A 12,531-nucleotide genomic window follows, 5' to 3' on the forward strand; every position below is an offset into this window, starting at 1 on the left:
TTAATATTCTTCAATCTCCTGAACAGCAAAGTAGTTGCCTTCAGGATCGCTGAAATTGAATGTTTTTATATCATCAGTTTCTAATAAATCACCAACGACAATACCTTCTTTCATAAGCCGGTCTCTCAATCGTATAAGGTTATGACTTGAGAATAATATCGATGGTGTTCCTAAATTAAGCTCAGGAGACATTTCAGAGACGACCTTCTTATCAAAAAGCACAAGATGGGTTGTTGCATCAACTGTAACAGAAAGTTCGACAGAGAGGCTGCGTTCTTCGTTGAAGTCTTCTTTAACTTCAGTCATTCCAAAATGTTTAATCCAAAAATCAGCAACCGTTCTTGGTTCATCCACGTAAATCATAATACTGGTTTGTTTTGTTAGCATCGTAAGTCCTCCCTTATGTAATACCTTTATAGTATATCTCGAGAAAACACACAAGAAATATGCAAGTTAATTTGTTAAGAAAGCAATAAAAAACCTGTAAGCTACGTTACAGGATTAAAGCAATATGGTGCACCAGATAAGATTTGAACTTACACGTCTTGCGACACACGCCCTCAAGCGTGCGCGTCTACCGATTCCGCCACTGGTGCGACTGCCTTAGTATTATAACATTGTCATGTATTAATGACAATATCGAAATGATATTTTTAATCCTAAATACAAAACACTCAATTTAGGTATTAAGTTCAATAAATAATAATATGTGTTCTTGTCGAAAACGTGATAAAGAATGCGTAAAATATATAGTTTTAGTGCTAGCTATGTTAAACTTATTGCAAGAGGTGGATTATGAAAACATTATATTTAGTAGTTGATATGCAAAATGATTTTGTTGATGGTGCTTTAGGTTTTGATAAAGCGTCAACAGTTGTTGATAACATACATACGTACTTAAGAGAGAATCTAAAAGAACAAGATTCTATTATATTCACAAGAGATACTCACTTTAGTAATTACCTTGATACCCAAGAGGGTAAAAAATTACCAATCATCCATTGTGTAAAGGACACAGAAGGATGGCAAATCGTGCCTAAACTTCAAGAGTTTATTCAAGAAGATACTCCTATTTTTGATAAACCAACGTTTGGTTCTTTAGAACTTGGTGTTTATCTTCAAGATAAGGACTTTGATACGATAGAGATAATGGGACTTGTTTCGAATATTTGTGTCATTTCTAATGCAGTAATTGCGAAGTCGGCTTTACCTGAGGCGCGTATTGAAGTGCGTCGCGCACTCACATCCTCATTTGATGAAACGCTTGATGCAAAATCAATGGATGTTATGGCAGGCTTCCAAATAGAAATTATTTAAAAGCCCTTTAGCCCTCAAGACAAATAGGCTTTGAGCATGTTATAATAATCAGAGTGAGGATTTTTATGAAGAAAATATTATTGCTTATTACAGCACTCGTTGTAGCGCTGGATTTATGGTTTAAATCATTCATTGAAAACATGATACCACTTGGGAAATCAATAACGATGATTCCAGATTTTTTTGATTTAATGAATGTTAGAAATACAGGAGCAGCCTGGAGTATGCTATCAGGAGCTCGTGTCTTGTTTTTAGTCCTTACACCGATTGTATGTGCTGGTTTAATTTATTACTTTATTAAAAAACAAGATGTTTACCAATTGACCGCAATATCATTGATATTAGCAGGGGCATTAGGTAATTATTATGATCGCGTAGTATTTGGTTATGTAAGAGATATGTTTGCATTTAATATCTTTGGCTACAATTTCCCAGTATTCAATATTGCGGATAGTGCTGTAAGTATTGGTGTAGGTATTTTAATTGTATTAGTTATTTTAGAAGAAATGGGGTTGTATCATGAACAGACAAATAATTGATGAAAATGATGGCGGAACACGTATTGACCAATACATGGCTTCGTTACTTCCAGAGTATTCTCGCAGTGTCATTCAAGGATGGATTGCTGATGAGAAGATTTTGGTGAATGGTAAAAAAGTAAAACAGAATTACCGATTAAAAGAAGAGGATCTTGTTGAGTATTCAATAACTGAAGCAGATATTCACTTAACACCGATTCCGATGGATTTAGATATCGTCTATGAAGATGATGCGATTTTGGTTGTCAACAAACCTAAAGGCTTGATTGTTCACCCATCACCTTCAACATTGAATCAACCCACACTTGTTCATGGTTTATTAGCTCATACTACTAACTTGAGTGATTGTAATGGTGACCTACGTCCAGGTATTGTTCACCGTATTGATAAAGATACATCAGGACTTCTTGTTGTTGCGAAAACAAACGAGGCTCATGAGATCTTAGTTCAAGACTTAAAAGAGCGTAAGATATCACGTGAGTACTATGCATTAGTACATCACCAATTTAAACACCAAAGTGCATTGGTTGATGCACCTATTGGACGCGATCCACGTAATCGTCAACGTATGACTGTTACCGATCAAAACAGTAAAGAAGCTCGTACACATCTCTATCTAATTGAGAACTTCAAAGATCATAGCTTGTTACGATGTGAATTAGAAACAGGTAGAACACACCAAATTCGTGTTCATTGTAGTTATATAGATCATCCAATTGTTGGTGATCAAACTTACAGTTATAAAAACACCTTGAGTACTCAAGGACAATGTTTACATGCCTTTAAATTGAAACTCATCCATCCTATTACTCATGAAGCAATGGAATTCCATTGTGACATGCCGCAAGTAATGCTTGATGCGATAGAAGAAGTGAGGGGGATGATTTAATGGATTTGAAAATGATGAGTGCATGGATGCTGCAATTATCAAATTACTTTATTAAACAATATAAGTATCAAATCGTATCCATGACTAAATCGAATACTGAAACATGGTTGGTGAATCCTAAGAACAAGGAGACACCAATCATTATGGTATCTATAGAGCCTTCTCAAGATTTTAAGGAAGAAGCTATTGGACAACATCGAGAAATGATTTCTCTTGCATTTAATATTCAAGCAAAAGGAATTAGTATATCCGTTAATCCAAATAGTCTTAAGCATGATGATAATACCATCATTATGACACCACAAAAAATGACAGAATCATTTTATATGAGTCAATTTACTGATATAGAAAAAGTGTTAAGTGAATCAAATAATGCAGAATATTCGTTTACGAAGGCTGTTGGAGATTTACGTAAAACATTAGTGAAGTCTAATCAAGGGATTCGACCTAAAGCAGTACGTGTCACAACGGCATTAGTCATGATTTCTATTATGGTATATTTCATCTCAATGTTTGTTTTAGTTAATCTAACCAGTTTTGATGCAATGGCAATTATCATGGGTGGTATGTATAAACCGTTGATAACTCATGGTTTTGAGTTCTTTAGATTCATTACATCTGCTTTTGTGAACTTGAATATATTCCAGTTGATGTTAAGTATTATGGTCTTAAACCAATTTGGACAATTCTTTGAACGATACTTAGGAAGCAAACGTTATCTATTAATGTTTGTAAGTGGCTTATTAATGGGAAACCTTGGAGCATTTATTGCGGAAGATGTTACTGTATCTATTGGAGTAGCTCCAGCACTATCTGTATTCTTAGGTTACCTCGTCGTGAATATGGCTGAGACTAAGCTCTACAAGAACTCACGAATGATGAGTCAAACCTTCTCATTAACATTAAGTTGTGTACTTCTAATGTTCTTACCGAATGTTAGTTTTATGGCTGTTGTCGCATCCTTTATGTTAGGAATCTTATTTGGGTTTATCTTCTCCCATCGTCGTGATTGGGTAGAACTAAGAAAAGGTGCACAAGTATTGGCAATTATATTTAGTGTTGGGTTGATAGGTATTGGCCTTATGAAACGTGAACCTATAGAAACACCAATAGTTAATGAAGCACTTATATCTTCATGGGAAGAGATTGGATTTATTCCATATCTTGAACATTTAAAAAATATTTTAAACTAGGAGGAACGTAAGATGAAACGTTTGGATGCAATTTCTTGGGATGACTATTTTATGGGATTAGCTCACTTGTCAGCAATGAGATCAAAAGATCCATCAACACAAGTAGGGGCAGCAATTATTGACAGAAATCATAAAATCGTAGGAATCGGTTATAACGGATTTCCAATAGGGGTTAGTGATGATGATTTCTCATGGGATCGTGAAGGGGAGTTTCTTGAAACTAAGTACCCATATGTTGTCCATGCAGAACTCAATGCAATACTAAATGCAACTACCCGTTTGGATAATTGCATCATTTATGTATCGTTATTTCCTTGTAATGAATGTGCGAAAGCAATCATTCAAAGTGGTATTCGTGAGATTGTTTATGAAAGTGATAAATATGCTGACAGTGAATCTGTCATAGCATCGAAACGTATGTTAAGAGAAGCAGGTGTTACATTACGCTGTCTTGAACAACCTGTTAAGATTACTCTAACTCACGGCCAGTAATCTTAGTAGTATTCGCAAAGTGAACTTTAGCTACTTTGTAAAGTTCCTCTTCACCAAATCTTTGAACAAATTCTGCACCAAAAATATCGACATGAGTTCCAGCACCTTTTGGAAATACCATTTCATATTTGGCTGATAGCTTATCAAAGTAGTCGAGGAAAGCATCACGTGCAATGATTGCACCACATGCAACTGCAAGAAATTTGTTCTCTGCTTTTGTCTCAAAGTGTATGTTTTGGATTACTTGAGGTTCATCCTTTAGAATTTGATAGTAGCGTTTCTCACTAACAAATTGGTCAATGATGATTGTCTTTGGTAATTCACCTTGTTTCTTCAAGTTAACATATGCTTGATTGTGTAACATTGCTTTAATTTCATTCATATTCTTTTGGCGATGAACGCGATTGTATTTTGGATTATCCAAGATTAGTAGGCTATATTTAAGCGTATTTCTTAAAATAGGAGCAAGTTCTCGGACGACATCATCTTGAAGTTGTTTGGAGTCGACAATGCGCTCAACGGGAATATTCTTAAGATCTTCCTCACTTACAATCGTTGCACAAACAACAACAGGTCCAAAGTAGTCACCTGTGCCTACTTCATCCGACCCAGCCATTGGAAATACTTGTTGTGGCTTAGAGGTAGAAGGTTTATCTCGATGTGTTGCAACTGTTGCTGTATCATTAAGATAAGGTTTCGCATGGAATTCAGCACCTTCGCCTTGAAAAACAACTTTACCACTGGTATAAGCTGTAATCGTTACATCAGTCCCTTTAATTTGAAATTCAGTATATTGAATATCATAACGAATGGGAAAGTGTGAATACTTTTGTTTAAGTGTTTGCATCTCACTTTTTGTGAGTTTAATGGATAGTGTTTTCATAGCCTTATGATAAGCTATTTATTATTGAATAACAATGCTTTTTGCATTATGATATTGAAAAAGGAGTGGTTATTATGTTTTCAATCCCTGTTGATTGGATGGTATATATTAACGGTTTATTAATCATTTGGATTCTCTTTGATTTATACCGTGGTTATAAAAGAGGATTGATTCTTCAAGTAGTCGATTTAGTAGGTACCTTTGTATCGTTACTAACTGCTTGGCTCCTTGCGCCGGTATTTATGAACTTGTTTACATTCTTTAAAACAAGCGGTAACGGAGTCTTATTAATCAATCAATTTATGTCAAAACAAATCAATCAGTTAATCTGGTTTGTAATCTTATTTGTGGTAATTCGTATCTTATTATTAGTTGTAACACCACTAGCATCATTTATTTCCAAAATGCCTTTAATTAAGCAAGTAAACTCTGCTGTTGGAGGAGTATTTTCAATTGTATTCTTTGGTGTTAAGTTAATTATTGTGTTATTCCTCTTAACAACTCCATTTGTTACAAATGGTAATGAAGTTATTGAAAATACATGGTTTAAATATGTAGCGAAGGCGAGCGAACCAGTTATGAAGTTTGCTGATGAGCTAGTAGATCGCAACAGTGGAATTCAATCCATTATTAATAAACAACGCCTACCAGAAGACCAAATTAAAGCCATGACAGACTGGTTTAAAGAGAATGGTTTTACTGAAGGTGAAATTAGGGAGTTTTTAAAGAATTATGAATAATGTAGGAACACGTCTTGAATTTGATAAGGTTCTTTCTAACATTGCATTTTATGCAGCTTTTTCATTAGGTAAGAAGAGGGTACTAGAAACAGAACCTTCTTTTTCTGCTTTAATCGTGAGACGTGATTTAGCACGTGCGAGTGATGCCTTACGACTGGTGGTAAGCCATGGTGGTTTATCATTTGGTGGTATTGTGGATGTTGAGAAAGCAGTAGAGTTTGCAGGTAAAGGTGGAGTGCTTCATATTGATGATATCGTTGATATTGGGCGTTTCTTACACGGTACTCAAAGACTTCAACTCGAATTTCAAAAGCTAGAAGGATCCTATCCTGCTTTGGAAGACTTGTTTGAAAGCTTGGTCGTTAATGAAGCATTAATTCGACATATTGATCATGCCTTTAGCGAACAAGGAGAAGTTCTTGACCGTGCAAGTACTCATCTTGCAGCACTGAGACAATCAATTAATTCCATAGAATCTGGAATTGATAAACAAATTCAAAGCTTTATGAATAAGAATCGTGCGATGTTGAGTGAAGCGGTTGTTTCTTTACAACATGGCCGTAAAACATTTCTAATTAAACCTGGAGACAAAAATAAGCTTCCAGGAACAATCTATGGAGAATCTGCTTCAGGTCAATCAGTTTATTTTGAACCTGAATTTTTAACGAGAATGCAAAACGAACTTCAAGGCTTAAAGAGTCAAGAAGCTGATGAAATTGAACGTATCTGCCGTGAGACCTCGCAATTAATAGGGTCTGAAAGCTCACAAATACGTGCTGATTTGGATACTGTTGCTGATTTAGATGCAATCTTCGCAAGAGCAACATGGGGTGCCAAAAACGATGGTGTCGTTGCTAGCTTGACAGAAGATAGACTTCGTTTAGTTCAAGCAAGACATCCACTCATCGATAAGAAATCTGTTGTCGCTAATACCTATCAATTATTACCACCTTACAAGACAATTCTTATTAGTGGTCCTAATACCGGTGGTAAATCCGTATCTCTTAAAACAATGGGACTAGCAATTATGCTAACTCTATCAGGCTGTCCTGTCCTTGCAGAAGCGGCAGAAGTTATGCTTGTCGATAAGATCTTCGTAGATATTGGAGACCAACAATCCATTGAGAAATCACTGTCATCATTCTCAGCACATATGGAAACGATGACGACAGTAAGTCGTGAGGCTACTTCGAAATCAATCGTTTTACTGGATGAGTTGGGATCGCAAACAGATCCTCTTGAAGGTGAAAGTCTCTCGATGGCAATTCTTGACCATTTTAGAGAAGTTGGGTGCTGGGTTATCGCAACAACTCACTTCTCACGCTTAAAACAATACGGAACCCAACATGATGATATACTTATTGCTAGTGTTGAGTTTGATCTGCAAGAGCTTAAGCCAACTTACCATTATCGTGAAAACATCATGGGAGAGTCGAATGCCTTTGCGATTGCGAAACGTTTAGGGTTAGATACGGATATCATTGATCGTGCCCAATCTTATAAGGAAGAGAGTCAATATGAGACAGACCATCTTTTAGAAATTCTGGAAGCGAAAATTGTTGAACAAGAAGAACTTCAAAAAGAATTGAAAAAAGAACACGATAATTTAGAAGCGTTAAAACAAAGCATTGAAGATGAAGAACAAAGGCGACAAGCAGACTTTGAAAAAGAACGTATCAAACTTCATGAAGAAAATGAACAAAAACTTGAAGAAATGCTTGAACTTGCTCAAGAAGAATTAGAACGAATTAATACTGAAAGTCGTCCTGATTTCCGTAAGCAAGCAGTAAAAAATATTGAAAAACTGAAGAAAAAAGAACCTATTGAAGTCATTGAAGTAGGGGACAGAGTACAACTTAAATCAACCAATCAAGTGGGTGTCGTTGAGAGTATTGAAAAGCAAAATGCTTATGTAAGTATTGGTACATTAAGTATGAGTGTTCCACTGAACAAACTAACTAAGGTTGCAGGGAAAGCACCTAAACAAAAGAAACGAGTGATAAGAACGCACTCTGTAGCATCTCGTTCTACTTTTAGTACAGAACTTAACCTTATTGGTAAACGTGTTGCTGAAGCGATGCCGCTACTTGATAAGTTTGTTGATGATGCAATCATCAATAAGGTGTATCAGTTTAGAGTGGTACATGGACATGGAACCGGTCAATTACGCAACGCTGTTCACGATCGCTTACGTAAAAACAAGAATGTAGCAAGCTTTGAACTTGGAGGCATGGGTGAAGGTGGAATGGGTGTAACCATCGTTAAACTCAAACAATAAATGAAAAAGACGATTGAGGAAAAACTAGAGCTCTTACCAGCGGAACCGGGTTGTTATTTGATGAAAGACAAGAACGGTACCATCATTTATGTTGGTAAGGCAAAGAAGTTGAAGAACAGAGTTAGTTCTTATTTTCATGGTGCCCATGACTATAAGACGACTAAAATGATTAGTCATATTGATGATTTTGATACAATTATTACTTCAACAGAAAAGGAATCCTTAATCCTAGAAATCAACTTAATAAAAGAACATCGACCTCGATTTAATATTTTATTTATGGATGACAAGTCGTATCCATATTTGAAAGTGGCTAAAAAGGGGAAACCAGAAGTAATTGTATCCCGTGACCGTAAACCGAATCCTAACTATAGTTATTTCGGCCCGTATCCTGATGCAACTGCTGCTAGGTCGGTAGCGAGTGTTTTGAACGATTCTGTTCCAAATGATGAAGGAGTGCTCTTACCTAACACACAAGCCATTTACGGTGCCTTTAATCGCACCGCAAAGCGTTATTCCGAGGAAGAGTATTCCCAGTGGCGAACTCAGGTAGTATCGATATTAAATGGCCAATCTGGTGATTTTTATGCAGCACTGGAATCAAAAATGATTGAGGCAAGTTCAGCCTTGAACTTTGAGTTAGCTCAGTTATATAAAGAAAAACTTGATGGTATTGAATACATTAGTGACCGTCAACAAGTTCAGTTCAATCGAAGTGAACAATTTGACATGTTTCACTATGCTCACTACCAAGGTTATATTGCGATTGTCGGTTTATTTGTAAGAAGCGGTCGTTTATTAGAGCGTAGCATGGCAGTCGAAGCAAGCCTTGAAGAACCACATGATGCTCTAGTATCCTTTATAGCTCAGTATTACCAAAACCAACCCAAACCTAAGCATATTTATGTTCCTGATAATATTGATAAAGATGCAGTATCAGAAGTTATCAATGCTCCTGTTAATCATGCATTAAGAGGTAAGAAACGTGCTTTACTTGAGATTGCCCAAAAGAATGCTCAGCAACAACTGGATGATCAGTTCCAGTTGCTGAGAAAACGTCAGACATTCAAAGATGATGCTTTAAGTGAACTTGAAACACTCTTTAATCTTAAAACACCTTTACATCGTATTGAAGTCTTTGATAACTCTCATATATCAGGAGACTATGCAGTATCAGCCTGTGTTGTCTTTGATGATGGGGAACCTAATAAGTCTCAGTATCGTCGATACCGACTCCATCAAGGTAATGATGATGTTGCATCAATGAAGGAAGTACTTTATCGTCGTTACTTTAGAATATTAAAAGAAGAAGGTATTTTCCCAGACTTAATCTTAGTTGATGGTGGTAAAGGGCAATTAAATGCAGCGATAGAAATCCTTGAATCTTTAGATTTAAAGATTGCGGTAGGGGGTATGGTGAAAGATGATCGACATCGAACCCATGCACTGTTATTAAGTAATGGTGAAGAAGCACAAATTGATGTTCGTTCACCTTTGTTTGCATTTATTACTCATATGCAAGATGAAGTTCACCGCTATGTCATCACCTATCATAAGTTATTACGCAAAAAAGCAATGACAAAATCTATTCTTGATGAAGTTAGTGGTTTAGGGCCAAAACGTCAGAAATTATTATATAAAGAATATGGATCATTAAGAGGGATACGTGGTGCTAGTTTGGAATCATTAAAATCGATGCTTCCTGAAGACGTAGCGCAAGAACTCTATGATATAATACACATAGATTGGAATGAAGACGATGAAAAATAAAAAACAAATAGGTCTCTTTGATTCAGGTCTAGGAGGCTATAGTATCTATAGAGATTTAAGACAAAACTTTCCTGAAACAGGTTTTGTATTATTAGCAGATCAAAAGAATGCGCCATACGGAAATAAAACGAACCAAGAAATTATTGACACAAGTCTTAGCGCTTTTAAATGGTTTGAGAGTCGTGATATCGACACAGTAATCATTGCTTGTAATACAGCAACTGCGATTGCTCTAGAGGCTTGCCGTGAGGCATTCCCTCACATGAATATCGTAGGTATCATTGATATGACTGTTGACCAGTTGAAAGAGTATCCTAAGGGAGAAATTGCTGTAGTATCAACAATGGCTACCTATTTATCACATGCTTACCATGACTCAATGGACCGTTATGGTTTCCGTTATACCGCAAAACCATTAAAGAAACTCGTAGACTACATTGAGAATCTTGAACCTTACGATGAATATCTTCACGATGAACTGGAAGAAGTGAAGTTTGCGGATTACTTAATTCTCGGATGTACTCACTTCCCATTGGTTTATGATGACTTTAAAAAGAATTATGATCATCAAATACTTGATTCTCGTAAGCCTATTAGAGACTATGTCGCAAGTCATAATCATCTTGAGTGTACAGGTGAATCTGAAGTTTATACAACAGGAGATCCTGAATTAATGGAGATACAGATTAAGAGTCTTGTAGGAGACGATGTGAAAGTGGGGAAAGCACAATGGAAATAGTAATTGTTAGTGATAACCACGGACGTAAAGAAATTCTTGAGAAAATACGGCATGCTTATTCCAATGCAGATGCTTATGTACACTGTGGTGATAGTGAAATGGATGAGTATGATTTAAAACCATACTTAAGTGTCATGGGAAATAACGATTGGAACTACTTCCCAGAATATCGTGTTGTGGGAGTTGGGGATAAAAGAGTTCTTGTTATCCACAGTCATACATTGCCATATGGCAATACTGTAAAGAATCTCGTGAAACTTGCGAAAAAGGAATCCTGTGACATTGCCTGTTATGGACATACGCATCGTTATGATGACCAAATCTATGAAGGAATCCAGGTAGTTAATCCAGGATCGCTATTCTATAACCGTGATGGAAGTAAACCAAGTTATGCAATCTTACGTGAAGTTGATGGAATTATTACAGTAAAACGTAAATTTGCAGAAGATTTGTAGAAAACGATTGTATTTGAACCGGCTATTTGTTAATATAATAGTCGTCACGTCTACGTAGCTCAGGGGATAGAGCACGCGCCTTCTAAGCGTGTGGTCGGGGGTTCGAATCCCTCCGTGGACGCCATGATAAATATTAACCCACTCTCGAGTGGGTTTTCTTTTGCACTGAAATAAATCTAGAAGATAAACTAAGTGATACAAAGCAAATCGACTAATAAGCAAATCTCTATGTGTAATTTTTGTGTGATTACTGTATAATAAACATACTGTTTAATTAGTGGAGCTATTACTGTGGAAATTGTTAAAGATATTTCTATAAAAATTTATGAGGCTATTAAGAAGATATTTTCTTTTGTTTTTTCAGGAGATATAGGAGTTCACTTTGTAATTCATTTCTTGTTAGGAATTGGAATTATGTTTGTAGCAAACTACTTATTGAATTATGGTGGTAGGGGCGAAAGTAACCAAAAGTTCGCAGAAGCTATTGGTCAAGGAGAATTATATAAGGTGATGCCTTACATAATGACATTTTGCTATCCCTTTGCCGCACTAGTATGGAGACAAACAATTGGAAGAATAATACCAGCAGGTATTTCTGTATCTGGATATGGTGATACATTTATCATGGTTTCGATTTTCTTGTTAATAATAAAAATTCTTTATTGGATATTTTATACTCTATTGTTATGGGCGATATCTCCATTTATTTTCCCATTTGGTCTATTGCTATTAATTATTATGAGATGGAGAGACTTTGATTTAGCTTAATTTTAGAGATAAACATATGTCTGATTTAACTAGAAATTCAACATATTAAAATCACTGAAAATAATATGGAATATTTCCGGAATAAACAATGCGATGAAAAAATTACCAAATAATGGAAAGGTGTTGATTGTTGTACTGTTGTTATAGTACAATAAGCCCGGTGGTACAATTGTCGCTCTATTAGTATGAATATTAATGGTTAAGTATCACTTTAAAAATGAACCACTAACTATACCCTCAAAACGTTAGTGGTTTCTCCTTTTTATGATACCAAGTCCTGCATACAGATTCATGATACTCTCATATTATGTAGATACCTGTGTGTAGGAGACCTTGGTTATTTTATTAAACAGACTATCAATGTTATTCATTAATAATTAACGAGAATCAGTTAAGAGCTGATTTTTTATTTGCGCTGGTTAGTTATTACGGTGTTGATTACTAGTAATAGAGTAACTATATTGAAAT

Annotated in this window: 13 protein-coding genes and 2 tRNA genes; 12 read left to right on the forward strand and 3 right to left on the reverse strand. The window is 35.8% G+C overall.

All coding sequences use genetic code 11. The features are described from left to right. Both G7059_RS05185 and G7059_RS05190 read right to left on the reverse strand, forming a co-directional pair. Positions 1-387 (reverse strand): VOC family protein, encoded by a 387-nt coding sequence (locus tag G7059_RS05185; RefSeq protein ID WP_166081023.1) that lies wholly within the window; start codon positions 385-387, stop codon positions 1-3. A gap of 125 nt (positions 388-512) precedes the next feature. Next, a tRNA-OTHER gene (locus G7059_RS05190) sits at positions 513-596 on the reverse strand. A 199-nt stretch (positions 597-795) separates the two neighbouring features. On the opposite strand from G7059_RS05190, the gene G7059_RS05195 reads away from it, so the two are divergent. The 5 genes from G7059_RS05195 (at position 796) to G7059_RS05215 (ending at position 4,430) form a co-directional block, all read left to right on the forward strand. Further along, positions 796-1,317: a cysteine hydrolase family protein gene (locus G7059_RS05195; protein ID WP_166081024.1), complete on the forward strand. Its 522-nt coding sequence runs from the start codon at positions 796-798 to the stop codon at positions 1,315-1,317. A 65-nt stretch (positions 1,318-1,382) separates the two neighbouring features. Continuing rightward, positions 1,383-1,856: a signal peptidase II gene (lspA, locus tag G7059_RS05200; protein WP_166081025.1), complete on the forward strand. Its 474-nt coding sequence runs from the start codon at positions 1,383-1,385 to the stop codon at positions 1,854-1,856. Beyond that, a complete protein-coding gene (locus G7059_RS05205) occupies positions 1,837-2,745 on the forward strand; it encodes an RluA family pseudouridine synthase (RefSeq protein WP_166081026.1) in 909 nt (302 codons plus the stop codon). Before lspA ends, G7059_RS05205 begins: the two co-directional genes overlap by 20 nt. Beyond that, positions 2,745-3,938, forward strand: coding sequence for a rhomboid family intramembrane serine protease (locus tag G7059_RS05210; RefSeq protein WP_166081027.1), 1,194 nt, complete (start codon positions 2,745-2,747; stop codon positions 3,936-3,938). Before G7059_RS05205 ends, G7059_RS05210 begins: the two co-directional genes overlap by 1 nt. A gap of 12 nt (positions 3,939-3,950) precedes the next feature. Next, entirely contained in the window at positions 3,951-4,430 is a 480-nt protein-coding gene (locus tag G7059_RS05215) for a dCMP deaminase family protein (RefSeq protein WP_166081028.1), read from the forward strand. On the opposite strand, the gene rnhC is transcribed toward G7059_RS05215, so the two are convergent. Beyond that, positions 4,408-5,313, reverse strand: coding sequence for a ribonuclease HIII (gene rnhC, locus G7059_RS05220; protein ID WP_166081029.1), 906 nt, complete (start codon positions 5,311-5,313; stop codon positions 4,408-4,410). The genes G7059_RS05215 and rnhC overlap by 23 nt on opposite strands. Before the next feature lie 74 nt (positions 5,314-5,387). Here rnhC and G7059_RS05225 point away from each other — a divergent pair, with 74 nt between their 5' ends. The 7 genes from G7059_RS05225 (at position 5,388) to G7059_RS05255 (ending at position 12,063) form a co-directional block, all read left to right on the forward strand. Further along, positions 5,388-6,053, forward strand: coding sequence for a CvpA family protein (locus G7059_RS05225; protein WP_166081030.1), 666 nt, complete (start codon positions 5,388-5,390; stop codon positions 6,051-6,053). Next, complete coding sequence (locus G7059_RS05230) at positions 6,046-8,331, forward strand: endonuclease MutS2 (RefSeq protein ID WP_166081031.1); 2,286 nt, start codon at positions 6,046-6,048, stop codon at positions 8,329-8,331. The genes G7059_RS05225 and G7059_RS05230 overlap by 8 nt, the downstream gene beginning before the upstream one ends. Continuing rightward, positions 8,332-10,101 (forward strand): excinuclease ABC subunit UvrC, encoded by a 1,770-nt coding sequence (uvrC, locus tag G7059_RS05235; protein WP_166081032.1) that lies wholly within the window; start codon positions 8,332-8,334, stop codon positions 10,099-10,101. Further along, entirely contained in the window at positions 10,091-10,840 is a 750-nt protein-coding gene (locus tag G7059_RS05240; protein WP_166081033.1) for a glutamate racemase, read from the forward strand. Before uvrC ends, G7059_RS05240 begins: the two co-directional genes overlap by 11 nt. After that, positions 10,831-11,295, forward strand: a complete 465-nt coding sequence (locus G7059_RS05245) for a YfcE family phosphodiesterase (protein ID WP_166081034.1) — start codon at positions 10,831-10,833, stop codon at positions 11,293-11,295. Before G7059_RS05240 ends, G7059_RS05245 begins: the two co-directional genes overlap by 10 nt. Positions 11,296-11,343: 48 nt before the next feature. Next, a tRNA-Arg gene (locus tag G7059_RS05250) sits at positions 11,344-11,419 on the forward strand. A gap of 167 nt (positions 11,420-11,586) precedes the next feature. Continuing rightward, positions 11,587-12,063, forward strand: a complete 477-nt coding sequence (locus G7059_RS05255) for a hypothetical protein (RefSeq protein ID WP_166081035.1) — start codon at positions 11,587-11,589, stop codon at positions 12,061-12,063. Positions 12,064-12,531 lie beyond the last annotated feature (468 nt).

The organism is Erysipelothrix sp. HDW6A, assembly GCF_011400295.1.
In the GTDB taxonomy this organism is placed as follows: domain Bacteria; phylum Bacillota_I; class Bacilli_A; order Erysipelotrichales; family Erysipelotrichaceae; genus Erysipelothrix.